Source organism: Caproiciproducens sp. CPB-2 (genome assembly GCF_036287215.1).
Taxonomy (GTDB): Bacteria; Bacillota; Clostridia; order Oscillospirales; family Acutalibacteraceae; genus Caproiciproducens.
In genome coordinates this window covers 307,723-330,419 of the sequence record NZ_CP142860.1, presented here as the reverse complement: position 1 = coordinate 330,419, position 22,697 = coordinate 307,723, and the positions used below count along the sequence as shown (strand labels likewise).

The 22,697-nt window shown below is 56.1% G+C and carries 20 protein-coding genes; 8 read left to right on the top strand and 12 right to left on the bottom strand.

Annotated elements, in window-relative coordinates; genetic code table 11:
- Window positions 1-349 precede the first annotated feature (349 nt).
- The 5 genes from VXK30_RS01555 to VXK30_RS01535 all read left to right on the top strand — a co-directional run bounded on the left by VXK30_RS01555 (window position 350) and on the right by VXK30_RS01535 (window position 5,228).
- A complete protein-coding gene (locus tag VXK30_RS01555; protein ID WP_275717888.1) occupies window positions 350-1,456 on the top strand; it encodes a PfkB family carbohydrate kinase in 1,107 nt (368 codons plus the stop codon).
- On the top strand, window positions 1,437-2,354 hold the full coding sequence (locus VXK30_RS01550; RefSeq protein WP_275717887.1) for a pseudouridine-5'-phosphate glycosidase: 918 nt from the start codon (window positions 1,437-1,439) through the stop codon (window positions 2,352-2,354). Before VXK30_RS01555 ends, VXK30_RS01550 begins: the two co-directional genes overlap by 20 nt.
- 235 nt (window positions 2,355-2,589) lie before the next feature.
- On the top strand, window positions 2,590-3,321 hold the full coding sequence (locus tag VXK30_RS01545) for a flavodoxin family protein (protein WP_275717886.1): 732 nt from the start codon (window positions 2,590-2,592) through the stop codon (window positions 3,319-3,321).
- 54 nt (window positions 3,322-3,375) lie between these two features.
- Window positions 3,376-3,813 (top strand): GtrA family protein, encoded by a 438-nt coding sequence (locus tag VXK30_RS01540; protein WP_275717903.1) that lies wholly within the window; start codon window positions 3,376-3,378, stop codon window positions 3,811-3,813.
- Window positions 3,814-3,857: 44 nt separating this feature from the next.
- The gene (locus VXK30_RS01535; RefSeq protein WP_275717902.1) at window positions 3,858-5,228 is read left to right on the top strand and encodes a glycine--tRNA ligase; all 1,371 of its coding nucleotides are present in this window, start codon (window positions 3,858-3,860) and stop codon (window positions 5,226-5,228) included.
- A 118-nt stretch (window positions 5,229-5,346) separates the two neighbouring features.
- Here the strand turns inward: VXK30_RS01535 and VXK30_RS01530 are convergent, their stop codons facing one another.
- The 12 genes from VXK30_RS01530 to polA all read right to left on the bottom strand — a co-directional run bounded on the left by VXK30_RS01530 (window position 5,347) and on the right by polA (window position 19,870).
- The gene (locus VXK30_RS01530; RefSeq protein ID WP_275717885.1) at window positions 5,347-6,360 is read right to left on the bottom strand and encodes a DUF4349 domain-containing protein; all 1,014 of its coding nucleotides are present in this window, start codon (window positions 6,358-6,360) and stop codon (window positions 5,347-5,349) included.
- Between the two features lie 134 nt (window positions 6,361-6,494).
- Window positions 6,495-7,976, bottom strand: a complete 1,482-nt coding sequence (locus VXK30_RS01525) for a DUF3298 and DUF4163 domain-containing protein (RefSeq protein WP_275717884.1) — start codon at window positions 7,974-7,976, stop codon at window positions 6,495-6,497.
- Window positions 7,977-8,129: 153 nt separating this feature from the next.
- On the bottom strand, window positions 8,130-8,852 hold the full coding sequence (ymfI, locus tag VXK30_RS01520; protein ID WP_275717883.1) for an elongation factor P 5-aminopentanone reductase: 723 nt from the start codon (window positions 8,850-8,852) through the stop codon (window positions 8,130-8,132).
- Window positions 8,849-9,223 (bottom strand): MmcQ/YjbR family DNA-binding protein, encoded by a 375-nt coding sequence (locus tag VXK30_RS01515; protein WP_275717882.1) that lies wholly within the window; start codon window positions 9,221-9,223, stop codon window positions 8,849-8,851. The genes ymfI and VXK30_RS01515 overlap by 4 nt, the downstream gene beginning before the upstream one ends.
- Before the next feature lie 29 nt (window positions 9,224-9,252).
- On the bottom strand, window positions 9,253-9,975 hold the full coding sequence (locus VXK30_RS01510; protein WP_275717881.1) for a 16S rRNA (uracil(1498)-N(3))-methyltransferase: 723 nt from the start codon (window positions 9,973-9,975) through the stop codon (window positions 9,253-9,255).
- Window positions 9,976-10,106: 131 nt separating this feature from the next.
- Window positions 10,107-11,552, bottom strand: a complete 1,446-nt coding sequence (locus VXK30_RS01505) for an NCS2 family permease (protein ID WP_275717880.1) — start codon at window positions 11,550-11,552, stop codon at window positions 10,107-10,109.
- 303 nt (window positions 11,553-11,855) lie between these two features.
- Window positions 11,856-13,619: a phosphoenolpyruvate carboxykinase (GTP) gene (locus VXK30_RS01500; RefSeq protein ID WP_275717879.1), complete on the bottom strand. Its 1,764-nt coding sequence runs from the start codon at window positions 13,617-13,619 to the stop codon at window positions 11,856-11,858.
- A 162-nt stretch (window positions 13,620-13,781) separates the two neighbouring features.
- Entirely contained in the window at window positions 13,782-14,792 is a 1,011-nt protein-coding gene (gene tsaD / locus VXK30_RS01495; RefSeq protein WP_275717878.1) for a tRNA (adenosine(37)-N6)-threonylcarbamoyltransferase complex transferase subunit TsaD, read from the bottom strand.
- Between the two features lie 68 nt (window positions 14,793-14,860).
- Window positions 14,861-15,316 carry a ribosomal protein S18-alanine N-acetyltransferase gene (rimI, locus tag VXK30_RS01490; protein ID WP_275717877.1) on the bottom strand — a complete coding sequence of 152 codons (456 nt, stop codon included), beginning with the start codon at window positions 15,314-15,316 and terminating at the stop codon, window positions 14,861-14,863.
- Window positions 15,313-16,479, bottom strand: a complete 1,167-nt coding sequence (locus VXK30_RS01485; RefSeq protein WP_275717876.1) for a hypothetical protein — start codon at window positions 16,477-16,479, stop codon at window positions 15,313-15,315. The genes rimI and VXK30_RS01485 overlap by 4 nt, the downstream gene beginning before the upstream one ends.
- Window positions 16,458-17,306 (bottom strand): putative RNA methyltransferase, encoded by an 849-nt coding sequence (locus tag VXK30_RS01480; RefSeq protein WP_275717875.1) that lies wholly within the window; start codon window positions 17,304-17,306, stop codon window positions 16,458-16,460. The genes VXK30_RS01485 and VXK30_RS01480 overlap by 22 nt, the downstream gene beginning before the upstream one ends.
- Window positions 17,303-19,870 carry a DNA polymerase I gene (gene polA, locus VXK30_RS01475; protein ID WP_275717874.1) on the bottom strand — a complete coding sequence of 856 codons (2,568 nt, stop codon included), beginning with the start codon at window positions 19,868-19,870 and terminating at the stop codon, window positions 17,303-17,305. The genes VXK30_RS01480 and polA overlap by 4 nt, the downstream gene beginning before the upstream one ends.
- A 168-nt stretch (window positions 19,871-20,038) precedes the next feature.
- On the opposite strand from polA, the gene dusB reads away from it, so the two are divergent.
- From dusB to VXK30_RS01460, 3 genes are all read left to right on the top strand, one after another.
- Window positions 20,039-21,025, top strand: coding sequence for a tRNA dihydrouridine synthase DusB (dusB, locus tag VXK30_RS01470; RefSeq protein ID WP_275717873.1), 987 nt, complete (start codon window positions 20,039-20,041; stop codon window positions 21,023-21,025).
- Between the two features lie 88 nt (window positions 21,026-21,113).
- Window positions 21,114-21,794 carry a helix-turn-helix domain-containing protein gene (locus VXK30_RS01465; protein WP_329493119.1) on the top strand — a complete coding sequence of 227 codons (681 nt, stop codon included), beginning with the start codon at window positions 21,114-21,116 and terminating at the stop codon, window positions 21,792-21,794.
- Entirely contained in the window at window positions 21,791-22,693 is a 903-nt protein-coding gene (locus tag VXK30_RS01460; RefSeq protein WP_329493117.1) for an IS3 family transposase, read from the top strand. The genes VXK30_RS01465 and VXK30_RS01460 overlap by 4 nt, the downstream gene beginning before the upstream one ends.
- Window positions 22,694-22,697: the final 4 nt, after the last annotated feature.

The window sequence follows — 22,697 nt, the reverse complement described above, 5'->3', positions numbered from 1 at the left end:
GGAGGCAGCGTGCCCGGCGCGTCGGAGGGAGTGAAAACTCCTTCAGTCAGGCTTCGCCTGCCAGCTCCCTCAAAGAGGGAGCCAAGTCCTTGCAAAATTGCGGGGCAAGTGATACTCCCGAATCATCATTTCCCGTCGCAGTAAAAAGCTGTGACGGGAAATTTTTTTGTTGCAAACGAAGAAGAACCGTGATATTATAATCATATGCTTATAATATAAACAATTGATTATATGATTTTACAGTATCCTTAACAGCAATTCCATTTCAGTTTGCGAAACAAAACACGTGCAAAATCAACGGGAAACGCTATAGCCTGTGATAAGGCGGCTGTAAAAAGGAGGGGGCCTTTTGACAAACAGGGAACAGGAAATTATTGATCTGATCCGGAAAAATCCGATGATTACGCAGAACGAGCTGTCGGAAAAGCTTTCCATTACGCGTTCTTCCGTCGCGGTGCACATCACCAACCTGATGAAAAAGGGCGTGATCAAAGGGAAATGCTATCTTTTGGACGACGAACCGTATGTCTGCGTGGTCGGCGGGGCAAATATCGACATTCAGGGCTTCCCCGGCGAACAGCTGATCATGAACGACTCCAATCCCGGCAAGGTGAAGATTTCGCACGGGGGCGTCGGCCGGAATATCGCCGAGAACATCAGCAGGCTGGGCGTCGCCGCCCGGCTGATCACCGCGGTCGGCAACGACGACTACGGCCGGGGGCTGCTGGAAGCCGCCGGGAGCTGCGGAATGGATATGAAGCATTCGCTGATATCGGACGAATCCCCCACTTCCATTTACCTTTCCATTCTCGACGAGGAGGGCGACATGAAGGTCGCGATCGCCCAGATGCACGTGCTGGAAAAGATCACCCCCGAATTTATTGAAAACCGCAGGCAGCTGATCAAGCGTGCGCGGCTTTGCGTCATTGACACGAACCTGCCGGAAAAGACCCTCGTTTTCCTGACACAGGAGTTCCCGGAAATGGATTTTTACCTGGACACGGTTTCCACCGCGAAGGCGGTCAAGGTGAAAAACATTCTGGGCCGCCTGCACACGATTAAGCCGAACCGGCTGGAATCGGAAAAGCTGACGGGAATCAAAATCACGGACGAGGGCAGCCTGCGCCGGTCGGGAGAGTTCTTTCTGAAACAGGGCGTCCGGCGCGCAGTGATTTCGCTCGGCGGCAGGGGGACCTATTACCGCGACGAAAAAAACGAATTCATTCTGGAAACGGAAAAGGCGAAGGTGGTAAACGCCACCGGCGCGGGGGACGCATTTATGGCCGGGCTGGTCTACGGAAGCCTGAACAAAATGAGCCCGGAGGAAACCATCCGCTTTTCGGCGGCGGCTTCCAAGCTCGCGCTTCGCCACGAAAACACGATCAACCCGGATATGTCCGTCAAAAATATTCAAAAGCTTATGGAGGAAACGTACCATGTTAAAAGACTATCTTGAAATCAATCCCGGCGTACAGAAGGCTCTGGATGCCGGAAAGCCCGTCGTCGCTCTGGAATCCACCATCATTTCCCACGGCATGCCCTACCCGCAGAATGTGGAAACAGCGCGCAACGTGGAAAAAATCGTCCGTGAGCACGGCGCGGAGCCCGCCACCATCGCGATCATCGGCGGAAAGATCAAAATCGGCCTGACCGACGGCGAACTGGAACACCTGGGCACGGCGAAAAACGTCATCAAGACCAGCAGAAGGGATATCCCCTTCGTCATCGCCAAAAAAGCGGACGGCGCCGCCACGGTGGCGACCACCATGATTCTGGCGGCGCTGGCGGGCATCAGGGTCTTTGTCACCGGCGGCATCGGCGGCGTACACCGCGGCGCACCGGAAAGCTTCGACATTTCCGCCGACCTTGAGGAGCTTGCAAGAACCAACGTCGCGGTCGTCTGCGCGGGCGCAAAGTCCATTCTCGACCTGAAGCTGACGCTGGAATATCTGGAAACCCGCGGCGTGCCGGTCGTCGGCTTCGGCACGGACGAGCTGCCCGCTTTCTACACCAGAAAGAGCGGATTTCAGGTAGACTACCGCGTCGACTCCGCAAAAGAGCTGGCACAGGCGGTCAAGGTCAAATGGGAAATGGGCATCAACGGCGGTCTGGTGATCGCGAACCCGATTCCCGAGCAGTACCAGATGGACAAAGCGGTCATCGACAGGGCCATCGACGAAGCTTTGGCGGACGCCGCGCGCGAAGGCGTCAAGGGCAAGGAAACCACTCCTTACCTGCTGGCCAAGATCAAGGAAATCACCGGCGGCGACAGTCTGGATTCCAACATCCAGCTAATTTACAACAACGCCGTCGTCGGCGCGAACCTCGCGGTGGAGCTCGCGAAGCTGCAGTAATTCCTTCATTTGTCAGGCGCGGCTTTATCGACAGCCTGCAGACCCCCTGCGGAAGCCTGTGTTCCGCAGGGGGTCTTTTTGCCTGTTTTTTCCATGGATAATCTTTCTGCCCCGGCGGGGATTTGTTTACGCAAATTGCCTTGACAGCCCGCTTTCCGCCCGTTATAGTGGATATCACAGAGATTACTGAAACGTCCGGTACCACCGTCCCGAAAGCCGCAAAAGGAGATTTCTTATGAAAATCACAGTCATACACGGCAGCCCCAGAAAAGGCAACAGCTACACGGCGACGCAGAAATTTTTACAGGCAATGAGGGAGCATGGAGAAATCGACGTGCGGGAATTTTTTCTGCCGAAGGATCTGCCCGATTTCTGCAGGGGCTGCTACAACTGCTTTCTGAGGGATGAACTGACCTGTCCGCACGCCGGATACGTGCAGCCGATCCTTCAGGCGATGCTGGAAGCCGACGGCCTGGTTTTCAATTCGCCTGTCTACGTGCTCTCCCTGAGCGGCGCCATGAAGTCCTTTCTCGACCATTTCGGCTTTCTCTTCCTGCCGCACCGTCCCCGTCCGGAGATGTTCCATAAGAAGGCGTTTATTCTGTCCACGACCGCGGGCGCCGGAACGCGTTCCGCGATGGGCGTGATCGCGAAAAGCCTGAAATACTGGGGCGTTAACCGGGTATATCAAAGGGGCTTCGCCATGTACAGCCTGAGCTGGGACGAAATGCCGGCGAAAAGACGGCAAAAATTTGAAAACCGGCTTCAAGCGGACGCGGACGGCTTCTACAGGGCCGTCGCCGGAAAAAAGGACAGACCGCCCTATCTGCAGACCCGGTTGATGTATTTTATCAGCAAACAGCTGCAGAAGGGCCGCGAGGGTAACCAGCTGGACAAACGCTACTGGAAGGAACACGGATGGCTGGACGGCGCTTCCCCGTTCCATTTCGATAAAACGGCCGATTAGTACTTGAAAGCCGGGCCGTTCAATGGTAAACTATAGTAATACTCAGTAATGGCGGTGATAACTTTGGATAAGCTGAAAAAGCTGCGGCGCTTTCTGACGACGCCCGAAATGATCTCCTACCTTATTTTCGGCGTTCTTACCACGGCCGTCAACGTAGTGAGCTACGGCCTTCTGCGCCCGGTCATTCACTGGAACGCGCAGTGGGACGTGCTGACGGCAAACACGATCGCCTGGATTCTTTCCGTGGCTTTTGCGTTTGTCACCAACAAGCTCTTTGTATTCCGCAGCAAAAGCTTCGCGGCAAAGCTGTTCTGGAGGGAGCTTTCCACCTTCGTAGGCGCCCGCCTTCTGTCGCTCGGCGTGGATTCGCTGGGGATGCTGCTCATGGTGAACGTGCTGGCCTGGAACGACTGGCTGGCAAAGATCATTATGAACGTCATCGTGGTGATCATGAATTATGTGCTGAGCAAGACGATTATCTTTAAAAAATAATGGAGCGCAGCCAGCGCCCCTGATTATGGAGGAAGTTAAACATGTTGGCAACTGAAAAAACAATGGACAAAATTGTCGCTCTGTGCAAAAACCGGGGGTTTGTTTACTCCGGCAGCGAAATCTACGGCGGCCTGTCGAACACTTGGGACTACGGCCCGCTGGGCGTTGAATTCAAGAACAACGTCAAACGCGCGTGGCTGAAAAAATTCGTGCAGGAAAGCCGGTACAACGTAGGGCTGGACACCGCGATCCTGATGAATCCGCAGGTCTGGGTGGCCTCCGGCCACGTGGGCGGCTTTTCCGACCCGCTGATGGACTGCCGCGACTGCAAAACCCGCCACCGCGCGGACAAACTGATTGAGGACGCGGGCGGCGACCCCAACGGCATGACCTTTGACCAGATGAGCGACTATATCAAAAACAACAATATCAAATGCCCGGAATGCGGCTCTTCCAACTTCACCGACATCCGCAAGTTCAACCTGATGTTCAAAACCTTTCAGGGGGTAACGGAGGACGCCAAAAACGAAATCTTCCTCCGGCCGGAAACCGCGCAGGGCATTTTTGTCAACTTTGCCAACATTCAGCGCACCACCCGCCGCAAGGTCCCCTTCGGCGTCGCACAGATCGGCAAAAGCTTCCGCAACGAAATCACGCCGGGCAACTTTACGTTCCGCACGCGTGAATTTGAGCAGATGGAGCTTGAATTCTTCTGCAAGCCGGACACCGACCTCGACTGGTTCTACTACTGGAAGGATTACTGCAAAAAGTGGCTGCTCAATCTGGGCATGACGGAAAGAAACATGCGCCTGCGCGACCACGAGCAGGAGGAGCTGTCCTTCTACTCCAAGGCGACCACCGACATTGAATACCTGTTCCCGTTCGGCTGGGGCGAGCTCTGGGGCATTGCCGACCGCACCAATTACGACCTGACGCAGCATCAGAACCATTCCGGCAAGAGCCTTGAGTACTTTGACCCGGAGACAAACGAGCGGTATGTCCCGTACGTTGTCGAGCCTTCCCTCGGCGCCGACCGCGTTGCGCTCGCCTTCCTGTGCGACGCCTACGACGAGGAAAAGCTGGATGAAAAGGACACCAGAGTCGTCATGCGGCTGCATCCCGCGCTGGCTCCCTATAAGGCCGCCATTCTTCCGCTTTCCAAAAAGCTGAACGAGAAGGCGCAGGAAATCAGCGCAGACCTTTCCAAGCACTTCATGGTGGACTACGACGACGCCGGTTCCATCGGCAAGCGTTACCGCCGTCAGGACGAAATCGGCACCCCGTTCTGCATTACCTACGACTTCGACAGCGAAACGGACGGCTGCGTGACCGTGCGCGACCGCGACACCATGCAGCAGGAGCGCATCGCCATTTCCGAGCTGGTAAACTATATCAGCAGAAAAATTGAATTCTGATCTCCAATAGAAAAGCGATCATTATTTTTTTCCGCTCTCTGATGGAAGATGGGTATTACGCATACAAAAGCGGGCCGTTTCCCCAAGCTGGGAAACGGCCCGCTTTCGGCTATACGAACTATTTATCTCCGGAACTCTCTTCTTTCTGTTCCTGTGTAAACGTTGCTTCGGCCTTTTTCGCCGCCTTCCCAGACCTTCTTCTCCTTTTGCGCAGGACAAGCACCACCGCCGCAGCGATCACCGCCAGAAGCAGGATCACGGGCGCGCCGCCGAGCACAAAGACCAGCAGCCCTTCGCCGAACCCGCCGAGCGCGCGCAGGGAATCCCTGAACTGCCTTGAAATTTTTTCGCCGAGGGTCACCGGCGTCTTTTCAAGCTCCGTGGGCTTCACGACCTCATTGAGCTGAATGGAAACGGTACTGTAGTTAATCAGGGAATCGTACTGACGCAAAGTGCCGGTATACTGCTCGATCTGGTAATTGACGTCCGCAAGCGCCTTTTCCAGCGCGATGATATCGGTCAGGGAACCGGATTTCTGCAGCAGGGCCATCAGCCTTTCCTGCTGGGTACGCAGGCTTTTCAGCCGTGCTTCGGTATCATAATAGCTTTCGCTGATATTTTCGCTCGAGCTGGTCAGATTCAGGATGCTCCCGATGGAGCCCGCGCCGCTTTTGAACTGGCTGAGCTTTTCCTGTGGAATCCGCAGGACAAAGCTCGCGGAGCGCAGGTCCTGCTTCTCTATCCCGCTGCCCGTGACGCTGGAATCCTGCACATAGCCGTTCAGCTCCGTACAGAGGCTCTGGACCTTCCGGACGGAATCGTCGAATTTCAGTGTTTCTATCTGATACGACAGGCGCTCTATGATCTTCTGGCTGGAAGAAGCGGCCGCGATTTCACCCGCGGTCGGATTACTGCCCGCCGTACTCGCGGTACCGTTCGCGGCCACTGATTTCTGCTGTCCGCCGTCGATTCCCGCCGCTTCGTTCGCTGCCCGCGCGTCCTGCATGGCGACGGACCGCTGTTCCGTCGCGGGCGCTGCGGCGGAGCCCCTCCCCTGTGAAGCGCAGCCGCCAAGGATGTACGCCGTCATCAGCAATGCGGCGGAAAGCGCCAAAAATCCCCTGTTTCTCATCGTTTTCCCTCCCTGTATCCAATCCTATAGCATTTCCGGTTGATTCTGCAACAAGTTTGCGTTTCTCCCCCGCCTCCGGCGGGGGAGAAACGTGTTTTGTCTCACAAGTTGAAATGGAATTGCTGTTAATCAAATTACGGTACGTACTGCTCCCGCAGCGCGATAATTTTTCCGTCGCTTACGGTGTATTCATAGGGAAAGCTCAGAGCGCCGTCCTCAGCAAGGCGCTTCCCCAGTCCCGCGGCGTCTGTCTGTACGTCGGATTCCGCCACGTTTTGCGCATTCCACTGAATGAGACTGATTTTCGCGTTTTCAGAAAGTTTTATTTTCTCCGTTTCCACGGTAGGATTGTAAATGTAATAACCGTCCGGAAAATCACCGTCGAGTTTCAGCTCCCGAATCCGGCTCTTATCTTCACTGGTGATCCATTCGATCGGGTCCAGTGTAACGGTTCCGGTTTTTTCATCGTAGCTTTTGATATAGCACATCCTTTTCTTCCACGAAACCTCGGAGGAGGTGCCGCCCGGAGCGCTGTTCAGATAAATCTCGCTTCCGCCGCTGTCCATGCTGCTGCTCATCAGCTTTTTTTCTTCCTCACTTTGCGCGGTCTGGGTGAAAATCCAGAGCGTTTTTCGGTCATAGAAGACGAAGCCGGGAATCGGACCGTTTTCCCCCAGCGTATTGAAAGTTTCGACCGGCATATACGCCGCGCCGTCGATCATAGTCGGTTTCACGCTTTTCCCGTCCACCTTGTAACCCGCGTCCGTTTTTTCCACAGTATGATTCAGCGTGTCGGCGGTTTCTTCCAGCGGCAAAAGCACGCCGCCGTCGTTCACAACGACCGGATTCTGAAACTCCATATCCATCCCGTTGTGCCGTACGTTCAGCCGGTCCGGGTTATTGCCCATGCGGAATTTCAGGTCGAGGTCATCCAGCGAAAAGCGGAACTCCGGCATTCCTCCCGCGTAAGGCATCAGCTCATACAGGTCGAAATAGACGACAAGATCCTGCCCGTCCAGATAATAAGAATACGCGCCGTGCTTTTCCTCCACCGTTTTTGCCGCTTCGGGAAAATAAAAATCGGGACGTTTTTTGATATCCGTCAGAATGGCATCCGTGATTTTCTTTGTTCCCGCCTGTGCGTCCTTAAACAAAGCGCCCGGCATTTCATAGAATTCACCCGTCTGAATATTTACATTGAAAGATTTTACCCACCGGTAGCCGTGTGCGCCGCCCGTGTAATTTTCATTCATAATCCACACGGAAAGGATATCACTATCCCAAAAGAGATCGTAACAGCTTTGGAAAAAAAGATTCCCCTTCGCCGCCGAATTGCCAAGCTCCTTTTCCGCCCGCTTTACCTCGGCAAGTCCGTTATCGGAAATCTCCCTGATTTTTTCGTTCAGCTCCTGCGCCGCGGAAAAGCCGACGAATGTCGGAACCGCGGTCTGAATCCGCACCCCGTCTTCTTTGGCGTTGACCACATTGCTGCCTTGTGAAAAACCGTTTACCCTGCTGGAATTTGTCTCCGCTTCCGCTTTCCCGGCGCAACCCGCCTGCAAAAAGACGCAAACCGCCAGCAGCAGAAGCGCCGCGCGCTTTGCCCGGTAGATCATCCCGATTCCCCTTTTCATACTTCTCTATTGTCAACGATTTGAAATTCTTTATCACTATAGTATCATGGAAAATCATGGAATGTCTATATTTCTGACAGCTTTGTAACGGTTATGAAAAAATTGTATTGGTGCAGCCGGCGGCCCGTATTTCTTTCAGATAATCATTCCGCCGTTGACACCCAGTACCTGACCGGTGATAAAGCGCGAATTTTCCCCCGCAAGGAAGCTGACGGCGGCGGCAATATCCTCCGCCGCGCCAAGCATGCCGAGCGGGGTCTCTTCTTTCAGCCCGCAAAGGGTGCTTTCGTCAAGCTGCGCGTTCATTTCGGTCGCTATGACGCCCGGCGCCACGCAGTTGACCTGGATTCCCGACGGGCCGACTTCCTTCGCCAACGCTTTGGTCAGCCCGATCACCGCCGCCTTTGCCGCGGAATAATGCACCTCACAGGAAGCGCCGACCTGTCCCCACATGGAGGAGATATTGACGATTTTTCCCTGCTTGCGGTGAATCATATACGGAAGCGCGCACTGGCAGCAGTGGAAAATCCCCTTGACGTCCACGTCGAACATTCTGTCCCAGTCCTGTTCCGTAAGGTCCGTAAAGAGCTTCTGCTGCGCGATGCCCGCATTGTTGACCAGCACATCCACGCCGCCGGCCAGAGCAAACATCTTTTCCACCTGCGCCCTGTCGGAAACATCGGCCTGTACCGCGGCGCAGCCGGGAAAATCCCGCGCGCTCAGCTCGTTCAGAAGGGATTCCGCTTCCCCTTTGGAAGTATGATAATTGATGACGACACGGAAGCCGTCCTCGGCAAGGCGGAGGGCGGCCGCCCTTCCGATTCCGCGGGAAGCCCCGGTAATCAAAGCCGTTTTCATTTTCCCCGATTCCCTTCTTCCAGTTCCCGGCGCACTTTTCCGCTCAGAGAGGCGAATACAACCGCGTACGCGTTGTCCAGCATTTCCCTGACCGTCTCGTCCGGAACCGTTCCCTCCAGATAGAGGGAGTTCCAGTGCTCTTTATTCATATAATAGCCCGGCACAATGTCGGAATACCGGGAACGCAGCAAAGCGCCCAGCGCGGGTTCCAGCTTGATGGTAATAATGGGGCGGCCTTCCTTGTCCCCTCCCTGCATGGCGAACATTTTCTCCCCCACGCGGTAACGCACGGCGTCCCATTCCGGTTTATAGTCCTTCCCTACGCCTTTCTTAGCAAGGCAGTACCCGTCGATCCAGTCGTATTGGCCCAAAATGCATTCTCCTCTCTCACATTGTCCGGCTACATATTCCCCGTTGCGAGCATAATCGCCGAAAGCGCCGCAATAGGGGCGGTCTCCGCGCGGAGGATCCGCGCGCCGAGCGTGCCGACGGCCGCGCCGTTTTCCGCCGCGAAATCGACCTCCGACTGTTCAAAGCCGCCCTCCGGCCCGATAAAAATCGCCAGTTCCCGGGTTTCGCCGTCCACCAGCTTAGCAATGCTCCGCCCGCCGCCCTCAAAGAAGAGAATGATCTCCCCGGCTCGGGCCGCCTGTTTCACCGCCTGACGGAAATCCGTGAGCGGGGCGACCCTCGGGATGATTCCCCTGCCGCTCTGCTTGGCCGCTTCCTGTGCGATCTTCTGCCAGCGGATGATTTTTTTGGCCGCCGTTTTTTCGTCCGGCCTTGAGACACAGCGCGCGGTCATGACGGGCACAATCCCCACCGCGCCCGTTTCCACCGATTTCTGCACAATGCAGTCCATCTTATCCGCCTTGGGCAGGCCCTGGTACACCGTGACACGGACGCCCGGCTCCGCCACGCTTTTGCAGAAATTCAGGACGCGCACAACGACCCGGTCGTCCGCCACGCTCTCGATTCTGCCGTTGTAGTCCGTCCCGATGCTGTCGCAGAGAATCAGGCTTTCGCCGGACTGCATACGCAGGGACCGCGAAATGTGGCGGGCGTCCTCCCCGGCGATCACCACCTGCTCCTCCGGAACATAGTTGATAAAAAATCTGGGCATAATCCACCTCAGGTTTCAATAATAAAATACAAACTTCCTGCGGCTATTATACCACAGGAAACCGCAGGAATAAAGAAAAAAGGCCCCGCACGGTACCGTGCGGGGCCCCTATGAAAAATAGGATGAACAAATCAGGAAATAACCGCCAGAATCGCGAAGTTCAGAACGAACAGGCCGGTGGCAACCCAGAGAATCGGGTGAATCTCTTTGGCCTTGCCGCGGAAAATTTTGATGAGGCAGTAGAAAATGAAGCCTGCCGCGATCCCGTAGGAAATGCTGTAGCAGAACGCCATGAAGATACCGGCGAAGAAAGCGGGAATCGCCTCTTCCAGGCTGGTCCACTCAATCTCCTTGAAGGCGCTGAGCATCATAATACCGACGACGATCAGGGCGGGCGCCGTAGCGGCGGAAGGAACCGCGCTGATCAGCGGGGCGAAAAACGCGCTGATGATAAACATGGCCGCGGTCACGACGCTGGTCAGACCGGTACGGCCGCCCGCGCCGATGCCCGCCGCGCTTTCCACATAGGTTGTGGTGTTGGAGGTACCGAAGATCGCGCCGATGGAGGTCGCCGTCGCGTCCGCAAACAGGGCCTTGTCCATCTTGGACTTAAAGCCGTTGCCGGTTTCCAGCGCCAGCTGATCCTCTGCGGTGAAGATGCCGGTCTTGCGGCCGGTGCCGATAAAGGTACCGATGGTGTCGAAGGTATCGGAAAGGCTGAAAGCGAAAATGGTCATCAATACGAGCGGGATTTTCGCCGGGTCTGCAAAGAGCGAAACCAGGCCGGGGTCACCGAAAGCGGCGCCGAAGGTTTCCGGCAGCTGGGAGCAGGCTTCCCCAAAGCCCATGCTCTGGCCGACGGTGGTGATCCCCATCGGGATACCGATAATCGTGGTTGCCGCGATGCTGATCAAAATAGCTCCCTTGACGTTTTTGACCAGAAGAACGACGGTCAGCGCAAGTCCGAACAGTGCGAGCAGCACGACGGGTGCGTTCAGCTTTACAATAGCCGGGACCGCGGCGCTGGAGGCGATGACCGTTTTGCTGTCCAGAAGGACATAAGTACCCGGGTCGGAGGTAAACTGGATCAGGCCCGCGTTTTTAATGCCGATGTAGGCGATGAAAATGCCGATACCACCGCCGATGGCATTCTGAAGGCTTTCCGGAATGGATTTGATGATGAGCTTGCGGATTTTGGTTACCGTAATGAAAATGTTGACAAGGCCGCAGATGAAAACCATTGCGAGCGCTTCCTGCCATTTGAACTGTAAGCCGAAGCATACGGTAAACACAAAGAAGGCGTTAAGCCCCATGCCCGGAGCCTGCGCGTACGGAACATTTGCGAACAGGCCCATAATAAGAGTGCCGATTACGGAAGCAATGATGGTCGCAAGGAATACGGCGCCCCACTTCATGCCTGTCTGGGACAGCATGGTCGGGTTCACGACGATGATGTACGCCATTGCGAAGAAAGTGGTCAGACCTGCTCCGACTTCTGTACGGACATTCGTATGATTGCCCTTTAAATTAAAGAAGTCTCCCTTCGGATGGTATGCTGTTTCTGAACTGCCTGCCATAATTTTTCCTCCTGATAAATAAAAGTGCCCGACAAAGCGTTGCCGGGTAATCAACATGATTTATTTATAGTATAGAGCTTCCGGCAGGATATGACAATGTGATATTTACACAAACTTTTTGAATTAGAAACAATTTATTCATACTTTTTGAGACAATTTCGTCTGCAAAATGCAAAAAAATGGGCTTCTGTGCCAAATTTATAGTGCTCTATCCCAAAAGATGCATGAAACCGCTTTCGAGTTGCAAAAGGCATAAAACAAGCGGCGGCTTCCCAACAAAGCCGCCGCCGAAAATCAATAGAATTATTTCAGGTTGTTCTTCAGGATATCGAGCTGACTCCTCAGCTCCTTCGGAAGCTTATCGCCGAACTTCTTGTAGAATTCCTCAATGCCCTCGGCCTCTTTGACCCACTGATCGTTCCTGACCTCAAGAATGCTCTTCAGGGTGTCTACGCTGAAGTCAAGTCCTTCCAGGTTGATATCCTCCGCCTTCGGAACAAAGCCGATCGGGGTCTTAACGGCGTCGGCCTTTCCGTCGCAGCGGTTGATGATCCACTCCAGCACGCGCAGGTTGTCGCCGAAGCCCGGCCAAATGAAGTGGCCTTCCTCGTCGAGGCGGAACCAGTTGACGTTGAAAATCTTCGGAGCCTTATCGCCGAGCTTTTCGCCCATTTCGATCCAGTGCTTGAAGTAGTCGCCCATATGGTAACCGCAGAAGGGCAGCATCGCCATCGGGTCGCGGCGGACTACGCCGACTGCGCCGGTCGCGGCGGCGGTTGTTTCAGAGGCCATGATGGAGCCGACGAACACGCCGTTGTTCCAGTCGCGGGACTGATAGACCAGCGGAGTGGTCTGTGCGCGGCGGCCGCCGAAGATGATGGCGGAAATCGGAACGCCCGCGCCCTTGTCAAACTCGGGGCTGACGCAGGGGCAGTTCTTTGCGGGAGCGGTGAAGCGGCTGTTCGGATGAGCGCCCTTCTGGTCGGAAGTGGTGCCGTCCCAGGGCTCGCCTTTCCAGTTGACCGCGTTCTTCGGGGGATTCTTGTCAAGGCCTTCCCACCAGACGGTGTTGTCGTCAAGATTCTGGACGACATTGGTGAAGATGGTGCCGGACTGTGTGGAAGCAAGCGCGTTCGGGTTTGACTTTGCGTTTGTGCCGGGAGCGACGCCGAAGAATCCGTTTTCAGGATTGATCGCGTACAGCCTGCCGTCCGGGCCCTGACGCATCCAGGCGATATCGTCGCCGACCGTCCAAACCTTGTAGCCCTTCCTGCGGTAGCCTTCCGGCGGAATCAGCATCGCCAGGTTGGTCTTGCCGCAGGCGGACGGGAACGCGGCGGCGACGTATTTGATTTCGCCCTTCGGGTTTTCAATGCCGAGAATCAGCATATGCTCCGCCATCCAGCCCTCTGTCTTTCCAAGGTAGGAAGCGATGCGCAGCGCAAAGCACTTTTTGCCCAGCAGAACGTTTCCGCCGTAGCCGGAGTTGACGGAGATAATGGTATTGTCCTCCGGAAAGTGGCAGATGTATCTCTTCTCCGCGTCGATGTCGCACTTGCAGTGCAGGCCCTTTACCCAGTCGGCGCTGTCGCCCAGCGTATCCCAGACCTTCTGGCCCACACGGGTCATAATCGCCATATTTAATACAACATAAATGGAATCTGTGAGCTCTACGCCAATTTTTGCGAGCGGCGAGCCGATCGGACCCATGGAATAGGGGATCACATACATGGTGCGGCCCCTGTAGCTGCCCCTGGCAATGTCGTAAAGCATTTTATAGGCTTCCTGAGGGTCTTTCCAGTGGTTGGTCGGGCCCGCGTCCTCTTCTTTGCGGGAGCAGATAAAGGTCCTGTCCTCAACGCGGGCAACGTCGTTTACCGCGGTGCGGTGCAGGTAGCAGCCAGGGAGTTTTTCCTGATTCAGCTTGATGAGTTCCCCCGAAGCACAGGCTTGGGCGCGCAATGCCTCAAGCTGAGCCTCTGACCCGTCAATCCAGACTAATTTATCCGGACCGACAAGCGCTTTCATTTCCTCAATCCAGTTCAAAACAGACTTGTTGCTTGTCATAACTCATTTCTCCTTCCGGTCCAATGACCTTCCAAAATTGATGATATTGGTTCTCATTATAATACATTAAGGCGTTTTAATCAATCTTGAAATATTGAATTCGTTAAAAATTTACCATAGTAAAATGCACAAAGCTTTTGCTCCACTTTTGGAGGATTTTCATCAGCTTCCTTCAATCGGCATCGCCGCGTGGGCATTCAGGTCCATTTTTGCGATGTTTCCTGCAAGAAACTCATAGTATCCCTGCGCGCCGACCATGGCGGCGTTGTCCCCGCAAAGCTTCAGCTCCGGCATATAGAATTTCCAGCCGCGGTCCCCGCATTCCTTCCGCAGGCGGCTGCGCAGAAGGGAATTGGCGGAAACGCCGCCCGCGATCACCAGTTTGGTGCTGCCGGTATCCTGCGCGGCCTTTACAAAATTTTTGACCAGACAGTCGACCACCGCCTTGCGGAACGAGGCCGCCAGGTCCTCCACCGGCAAAGCCTGTCCCTTCTGCCGCGCGTTGTGGATCAGGTTGATCACCGCCGTTTTCAGCCCGGAAAAGCTGTAATCGTACGGAGAGCCGTCCACCGTCGGGTGCGGCAGCGGAAAGGCTTTGGGGTTCCCGCCCTCGGCGCGCCTGTCCATCTCCACCCCGCCGGGGTAAGGCATCCCCATGGCCCGTGCGGCCTTATCAAAGGCTTCGCCGGCCGCGTCGTCGCGCGTGCGGCCCAGAACATGAAGGTCCGTGTAATCCTTCACCTCCACAATATGGCTGTGGCCGCCGGAGACGATCAGGCACAGAAACGGCGGCTTCAGCTCCGGTGAGGTGATGTAGTTCGCGGCGATGTGCGAGCGGAGGTGGTGCACCGGCACGATCGGCTTTCCGGAGGACAGGGCCAGCCCCTTCGCAAAATTCACGCCCACCAGCAGCGCGCCGATCAGTCCGGGCGCGTAGGTGACGGCGACGGCGTCGGCCTCGCCCAGCGTCATTCCCGCGTCGTCAAGGGCCTGCTGCGTAACGCCCACAATCGCCTCGCAGTGACGGCGCGACGCGATTTCCGGCACGACGCCGCCGTACAGCTTATGTTCCTCCACCTGTGAGGCAACCACCGAAGACAGAACTTTTCTTCCGTCCTCCACCACCGCGGCGGCGGTCTCGTCGCAGGAGCTTTCCAGTGCTAAAATCCGCATTCTCTATTTTCCCCTTATTCTTTAAAATAAAACCGTCCGGCCCGCTGTCCGACGGAAAACCGGAGCGTTCATCCTTTATTCTGAAAAAATCTCGTCATCAGCAGCGCGTCCTCTTTCGGTGACGTGTAAAAATCCTTCCTGACCCCGACCGGCTCAAAGCCGAGCCCGGCGTAAAGCGCGACGGCGGCATCGTTGCTCCGCCGCACCTCCAGCGTGATGAATTCCGCATGGTTCCTGACCGCGTCCTCTATTAAATACCGCACCAGCGCCCGCGCGATCCCCCTCCGGCGAAAGCCGGGGTGGACGCAGACCTTGTCGATATAGCATTCCCCGCAGACGCAGTGCATGCCCGCGCAGCCCACGGTTTCCCCCCCGCACTCCGCCGCGGCAAACCGGGCCGTATCGCTGGAGAGCTCCGCGCGGAGCCCTTCGCGCGTCCAGGGGTCCGAAAAGCAGAGGGCGTCGATCTTCTCCAGCGCGCCAAGGTGCTTCTCGCCCATCGGCACGATCCGCGCCCCGCTCACCCCGGCACCTGCCCCGGCTGCTCCGACTGCAGGTCAATCTGACGCACCGCGTGCCTTGCGACCTGTATCAGAATAAATAGCATCATGACCGCCAGCAGCTGCACGCTGAAAAAGTCCGTGTTGAACAGGTTGTGGCAGACGGCGTAGGTGGAGCTCAGCACCGTGACCACCGGCACATAGAGCATCTTCGGAAAATAAAACGCGAAGACGACCGACAGGATATCCGCCAGATAGAAATACCGCTCGTGCATATGCGGGAGGATGAACGGTAAAAACAGCGCGAAAAAGAGCGCCAGCGAAACAAACAATTCGTCCGTAAAAACAAACTTCCTCTTATACAGATAGAAAAGCGCGGCAATGGTCAGCGCGCCGGCCAGGATCACCGCGGCGGCGCTGATGTACTCCGGCGTGTCCTCCGGCAGCCAGGTGTACAGGTTCGGCAGGAACATGGCAATCATCTTATACTGCCCCGCCTGGGAAAAATACACCGTCAGAAGTTCCCGCATGCTGCGCCCCAGAAACATGGCGGGAAGGATGGCCAGCAGGTACACGAACGGAATCATCAGAAAAGTGCTGAGGCGCACCCTGCGCTTGATGAGCAGGAGCAGCAAAAACGGCGCCAGAAACACCGCCTGCAATTTAAAGATAAACGCGACGGCAAAGGCGGCGACCGCCTGATATTCCTTATCCAGCATGAAATAGTATACACAGGCGACGAGTGCGGCGGTAAAAATTGCGTCGCACTGTCCCCAGACGGCCGAATTCAGCACCACGCTCGGCAGGAACAGGACAGCCGCGTAAGCCATTCCTCCGTACAGGGGGTCTTCATACTTCAGCCGGACCGTTTTCATCACGTAAACGGCCAGAACAATGTCCGCCAGGCTGGAAACCAGCTTAATGGCGGTCAGCCCGGAAACGGGAAGATAGGTAAACCCGGCAAGCAGATAAAGATAGGTCGGCATATAGTCGCCGATATCCATCCCCACCGCCGCAAAGCCGCCGTTTCCCTTCAGCGAGGTATACCATCCCTGCAAAAACTGGTGGTAATCCCCCGATTCAAACGGGAAAAGCAGAAAACGGCACAGCAGGGCCAGCACCGTGATCAGAACAAGGAAGCCCATGTTTTCAAACTGTTCGTTTGTCAGCTCTTTGCGCCTGCGCAATTTTCTCCCACCTTTTCATAGATTAGAAAATCAAATTCGAGATGCGTTTTTAGCGTCTGCACCTGTTTCAGCCGCCGTACGCCCTCCGCCCCGGTTTTATAGAAATAGGGCGTCATGGCGAACAGGTCCTGAATCAACGCTCCGGAAATCGCGGCGTCGGTCTGTGCCGGCACGCGGCCGATAAAGGCAAATCCGCCGTAATCCGCCTCAAAGGACTCGTTCTCATAGGGCTCGTCGTACAGGATTTCCTTTAACCCGTACAGATGGCGGGGACCCGGCACGGCTAAAATCAGAGTTCCGCCCGGTTTGAGCACACGGTTCAGCTCGCTTTCCACCACCGGCGCGAACACGTCCAGAGCAAAATCCGCCGCGCCGTCCGAAACCGGGATGGCGAAGCTGCTGGCGACGGCGAAGGAAATCGATTTATATTTTTTCGCCGCGGCCTTTACCGCAAACTTGGAAATATCAAACCCGAAGACCCGCGGGGCAAACCCGTGGGAAAGCAGGTCGTCGCACAGCCGCCCGGTATAGTAGCCCTCCCCGCAGCCCGCGTCAAGGAGGATTGGACTTTTTGTCCGGGAATATGCGCGCACCAGCTCGTTGAGCTTATCGCTGAAAAGCCGGTAGGCGCCGGATTCCAGAAAGCGGCGGCGCGACGCGGTCATTTCCTGATTGTCGCCGGGTACTTTGGCGTGCATTTTGTTCGGCGGCAGGAGGTGGACATAGCCCTCCCCCGCAATATCGTAGCTGTGCCCGTTTTTGCAGACGTAGGCTTTCGCAAGCCTGTCCAGCTTTTCCCGGCAGACGGGGCAGGTGAAAATAGTCATGCCTTCGCCTCGTACCACGTTTTTCCGATTTTCGCCTCGGCCACCATCGGCACGGAGAGCGAAACGGCGTTCTCCATTTCCTCCGTCAGAATCCGCGCGGCCTTTTCCGCCTCATCCTTCGGGGACTCCACAATCAGTTCGTCGTGTACCTGCAAAATCAGCTGCGACCGCATGCCCTCTTTCTCCAGCCGCTTTTCCACCTTCACCATCGCGATTTTGATGATATCGGCGGCGGCGCCCTGGATCGGCATATTGCGCGCCACCCGCTCGCCGAACGAGCGCATGTTGAAATTGCTGGAGGTCAGCTCCGGCAGGTAGCGCCGGCGGCCGAACATGGTCTCGGCGTAGCCGGTTTCCTTCGCCAGCGCCACGACCTCTTTCATATACCGGTCGATCCCGGAATAGTGGGCAAGGTAATCCTTGATATAGGTGTCGGCCTCCTTGCGCGTAACATGGATGTTCTTCGCAAGGGAAAACGCGCCGATCCCGTACACAATGCCGAAATTGACCGCCTTGGCGCGGCTGCGCATCACCGGGGTAACCATCTGCTCCGGCATATGGAACACCTGTGCCGCCGTGCTGCGGTGGATATCGTCGTTATTCAAAAACGCCTGTATCATATTTTTGTCATTGGCAACGTGCGCCAGAACGCGCAGCTCAATCTGGGAGTAATCCGCGTCCACCAGCACCCAGTCCTCGCGCGCGACAAAGAAACGGCGCATTTCCCGGCCGAGGTCGGTGCGCACGGGGATGTTCTGCAGATTCGGCTCCGTGGAACTGATGCGGCCCGTGCGCGTTTCCGTCTGGTTGAAATTGGAATGGATTCTCCCGTCGGGCGCGATCACCTTTAAAAGGCCCTCGCAGTAGGTGGATTTCAGCTTTGCCAAGCTGCGGTAATTCAGCACCAGCTCCACCGCCGGGTGCTCATAGCGCAGGTTTTCCAGAATTTCCACCGCTGTGGAATAGCCGGTTTTCGTCTTTTTCCCGTGGTTCAGCCCCAGCTTTTCAAACAGCGCCTCGCCCAGCTGTTTGGGGGAATTGATATTGAATTCATAGCCGACCGTTTCATAAATCTGCGTCTGGATCGTGTCGATCTGTGCCTGTAAAACCTCTCCGTACGAGCGGATGCCGTCCTTGTCCACGGCAAAGCCGACGGTTTCCATGCGGGCCAGCACTTCCGCCAGGGGCATTTCGATGTTATTTAACAGCTCCGTCTGGTTTTTCTTCCCGATTTCACCGGCCAGCACGTCCGCAAGCGCGGGCATCACACAAGCGTCCGTCAGCAGGGCGTCCTCCTGCCGGGTCAGGGCAACGCCGTACTCCTGCGCCAGCCGGGACGGCTCGTAGCCGGACGCCGACGGATTGAGCAGGTAAGCCGCCAGCATCGTGTCGATCCCGGGGTTTTTCAGCACGATGTCCCGCGCCAGCAGCGCGGCGTAAAGCGGTTTGATGTCATGCGTATTCTTGCGGATGGTTTCGTCCTCACAGAGCCGTTTGATCCATCCGGCGTCGTCGATCACATGAATCCGGCTGCCGCTGTTGAGATACAGTTTCAGGTTCCCACCGTCATCCTCCGCGATAAAGTCGGCGCGGCCCGCCTTTTGCAGTCCCTTCAAAAGCGCGGCCGGGTCGGTGTTTTCCGCAACGCCCGGCGCGGCTTCCTCCGCTTTCTCCGCCTCCGGAGAAGCAGCGGGTTCGCGCAGGCCCATTTTGTCGATCAGCGAGAAAAATTCGAGCTTTGCCATCAGGCGCGCGGCGGCGTCATTGTCGCAGGGCTGCGGAATATAGTGGGAAATTTCCGTATCGACCGGCGCGTCCGTGCGGATGGTCCCGAGGTAGCGGCTCAGATAGGCGGTCTCCTTGTCCCTGATCAGCTTCTGGCGCATTCCCTCCTTGATATCGAGCGTATCGATCTCCTGATAAATGGAATCCAGATCGTGATATCTCTGAATCAGGTCGCCCGCGCCCTTCGGGCCGATGCCCGCGACGCCCGGAATATTGTCCGACGAATCCCCCTGAATCGCCTTGATGTCGATCAGCTGCTTCGGGGTCACGCCGTAGTCCTCCATAATTTTGGCCTCGTCGTAAACCGTGACCTGCGGCTGGCCGAATTTGGTCGCGGCAAGCCGGACGCTGACACGCGGCCCGACCAGCTGAAGGCTGTCGCGGTCGCCGGTGGCGAGAATGCACTCGTCCCCGGTTTCGCTGCAACGGTGCGCCAGCGTGCCCAGAATATCGTCGGCCTCAAAGCCCTCGCACTCCACCAGACGGTAGCCTAAAAGCCGCAGCAATTCCTTGAGATTGGGAAGCTGCTGGGCCAGCTCTTCGGGCATCCCCTTGCGCTGCGCCTTGTAACCCGCGTATTCCTTGTGGCGGAAGGTCGGCGCGCGCATATCGAACGCGATGGCCACCGCGTCGGGGTCGGTTTCGTTTTTCAGTTTCTGCAGCATGGTCAGAAAGCCGTAAATTCCGTTGGTAAAAATGCCTTCCTTCGTGGTCAGAAGGCGGATGCCGTAGAACGCGCGGTTCAATATGCTGTTTCCGTCAAGTACAAGCAGCTTCATGTTGTTCTCCTTTTTCAGCGGTATCGTCTGCGGGCGGACCGGAAAGCAGCATCGCCGGCCGGAAAGCCCCGCCTCTTTTCAAACATATACATTGGTATTATAGCACTTTCCAAAGAAAAAAATAAGTGTTATAATGAACGCGGATTTTAAAACGGAAAGGAATTTTGCATGAAAATCGGCAATTTACAGATAGATGGCTTCGCCGTGCTCGCGCCGATGGCCGGCGTGGCCGACCGGGCTTTCCGCGAGACCTGCGTGCGGTTCGGGGCCTCCTATGCGGTCAGCGAAATGGTCAGCTCGAAGGGGCTTCAGTTCAACGACAAAAAGACCGGCGAACTGATGGAGCTGAGCGGCGCAGAGCGCCCGGCGGGCATCCAGCTTTTCGGGAGCGAGCCCGCCGTGATGGCACAGGCGGCAAAAAAGGCGATGGAGTACCGCCCGGATGTGATCGACATCAACATGGGATGCCCCGCGCCGAAGGTGAGCTGCAGCGGCTCCGGCAGCGCGCTGATGAAAAACCCCGGACTCTGCGGGGAAATCGTCGCGGCGGTCAAAAGCGCCGTCCCCGTACCGGTCACGGTGAAAATACGCAAGGGCTGGGACAGCGGCAGCGTCAACGCGGTGGAAGTCGCTAAAATCTGCGAGGCCGCGGGTGCGGACGCCGTCACCGTCCACGGCCGCACGCGCGAGCAGATGTACGCCCCCGGCGCGGACTGGGAAATCATCCGCCGGGTCAAGCAGGCGGTCGGCATCCCCGTGATCGGAAACGGCGACGTTGTTTCCGCGAAGGCCGCCGCGCAGATGCTGGAGCAGACCGGCTGCGACGCGGTGATGGTCGGGCGCGGGGCGCTGGGCAACCCGTGGATTTTTTCACAGATCAACGCCTACCTGACCGATTCGTGCCGGATCGTCCCTCCGCCGGATATCCATGAGCGCATCCTGGTCATGCTGCGGCATATCCGGCTGATGTGCGGATACAAGGGCGAGCGCCGCGCCATGAACGAGGCGCGCAAGCATGTGGGCTGGTACCTGAAAGGGATGAAAAACGCCGCGTCGTTCCGCCGCCGGGCGGGAGTTCTGGAAAGCTGGGAGCAGCTGGAGGAGCTGGCCCGGGATATCCTTCTGGCGAACAGCGAACCCACACAGCCTCTATAACGGAAAAACCGCCGGAGGTTTTGATATGCTACCCCCAGATAGGACAGTGAAATAAAAAAGCACTGTTCTTCAGTCTGGGGGTAAAATTATGCCGAATAGGAAGAAGACAACAGCCGAAGAAAAGATCCGTATTGTAGAATTGTATTTGTCAGGCAAAATTGGATACAGCGAAGCAGGAAAACAGGCGGGAGTAGATTGCAAGACGATTGCGCGTTGGGTCAGTCGGTACAAGACGGAAGGGCCTGCGGGGTTTCTGACCCACGGACACGACCGGGCATACGGCAAGGAAACGAAACTATCGGCAGTTTTGGATTATCTTGCTGGGAAAGGTTCTCTTCAGGAAATCTGCGAAAAGTACGGAATCCGTGATACCCGGCAGCTCAGGGATTGGCTGAGGGTATATAATTGTCATGAAGACTTCAGGATACATACGGGAGGGAGTCGCATGACGAAGGGCCGGGATACAACCGCGAAAGAACGGATGGAGATCGTAAAAGCGTGTATCGTCAACGGGAATGATTACGGCGGTACAGCGCTTAAGTATCGAGTTTCTTACCAGCAGGTTTACACCTGGACGAGGAAATACCGAAATATGGGCAGGGCGGGGCTGGAGGACCGGCGGGGACACCGGGCCGGGACGCTTCCGAGCCGGACGCCGGAAGAAGAACTCAGAGACAAGGTTGCTCAGCTTGAACGGAAAAACTATGATCTGGAAATGGAGAACGCTCTGTTAAAAAAAGTGAAGGAATTGGAGAGGAGGCGACGTTGAGCTTCATCAGGCATCCGGCGGCTTACGGCGCGGTAAGCACGCTGTCTGCGGAACGGGTATTCCCTGTTTGGAAACTCTGCGGCTTTCTGCACATCACGCGCTCGGCGTATTACAGATGGCTGAAGCACCCGAAAAGCAGCCGCGAGTTGGAAAACGAACTCATCGCAGGCGAGGTCGAGAAAATCCATAGCCTGCATACGGATATGGGATACCGCAGAATACGGGATGAGTTGGACAGGCATCATGGCATTCATGTCAACGACAAGCGAGTACTCCGCATCGACCGTGCACTTCATATTCAGTCCAGCGTCAAATACCGTCGGCACGGGTGCACAAAAAGTGCGGCATCGCCGGAATACATTGCCAAAAACTATTTGAACCGCAAATTTTATGCGGACGCTCCGAACCGAAAATGGTTGACCGATGTAACGGAATTCAAGTATTTCATCGGCCCGGAAATCCGCAAGGTTTATCTGAGCGCTATTCTGGACTTGTACGACCGGCGCATCGTTGCCTATGCCGTAGGCGATCATAATGACAACAGGTTGGTATTCAATACGCTGGATGCTGCCGTGGCCGCTAATCCGGACGCACACCCGCTATTTCACAGTGACCGGGGGTACCAGTATACCAGCCGTTCTTTTCACTCGAAATTGCATGCCGCCAAGATGAAGCAAAGCATGTCCAGAGTGGCGCACTGTATTGACAATGGGCCGATGGAAGGCTTTTGGGGTATCCTCAAACGGGAAATGTACTATGGACGCAAATTCACCGACCGGAAACAGATCACGCAAGCCATTTCAGAGTATATTTACTTTTACAACTACCGGCGACTGCAGCGCCGATTGTCTGTTATGACACCCATGGAGTTCCATGCACAGTACGCAAAAGCTGCGTAAAAAT

Excerpts from the sequence above, each read along its gene's own strand:
- tsaD (WP_275717878.1), bottom strand. The coding sequence starts at position 14,792 with ATGCGGATTTTAGCACTGGAAAGCTCCTGCGACGAGACCGCCGCCGCG.
- VXK30_RS01525 (WP_275717884.1), bottom strand. The coding sequence starts at position 7,976 with ATGATCTACCGGGCAAAGCGCGCGGCGCTTCTGCTGCTGGCGGTTTGC.
- VXK30_RS01510 (WP_275717881.1), bottom strand. The coding sequence starts at position 9,975 with ATGCCCAGATTTTTTATCAACTATGTTCCGGAGGAGCAGGTGGTGATC.
- VXK30_RS01530 (WP_275717885.1), bottom strand. The coding sequence starts at position 6,360 with ATGAGAAACAGGGGATTTTTGGCGCTTTCCGCCGCATTGCTGATGACG.
- ymfI (WP_275717883.1), bottom strand. The coding sequence starts at position 8,852 with ATGAAAACGGCTTTGATTACCGGGGCTTCCCGCGGAATCGGAAGGGCG.
- VXK30_RS01500 (WP_275717879.1), bottom strand. The coding sequence starts at position 13,619 with ATGACAAGCAACAAGTCTGTTTTGAACTGGATTGAGGAAATGAAAGCG.
- VXK30_RS01465 (WP_329493119.1), top strand. The coding sequence starts at position 21,114 with ATGCCGAATAGGAAGAAGACAACAGCCGAAGAAAAGATCCGTATTGTA.
- polA (WP_275717874.1), bottom strand. The coding sequence starts at position 19,870 with ATGAAGCTGCTTGTACTTGACGGAAACAGCATATTGAACCGCGCGTTC.
- VXK30_RS01550 (WP_275717887.1), top strand. The coding sequence starts at position 1,437 with ATGTTAAAAGACTATCTTGAAATCAATCCCGGCGTACAGAAGGCTCTG.
- VXK30_RS01505 (WP_275717880.1), bottom strand. The coding sequence starts at position 11,552 with ATGGCAGGCAGTTCAGAAACAGCATACCATCCGAAGGGAGACTTCTTT.
- VXK30_RS01545 (WP_275717886.1), top strand. The coding sequence starts at position 2,590 with ATGAAAATCACAGTCATACACGGCAGCCCCAGAAAAGGCAACAGCTAC.
- dusB (WP_275717873.1), top strand. The coding sequence starts at position 20,039 with ATGAAAATCGGCAATTTACAGATAGATGGCTTCGCCGTGCTCGCGCCG.
- VXK30_RS01480 (WP_275717875.1), bottom strand. The coding sequence starts at position 17,306 with ATGACTATTTTCACCTGCCCCGTCTGCCGGGAAAAGCTGGACAGGCTT.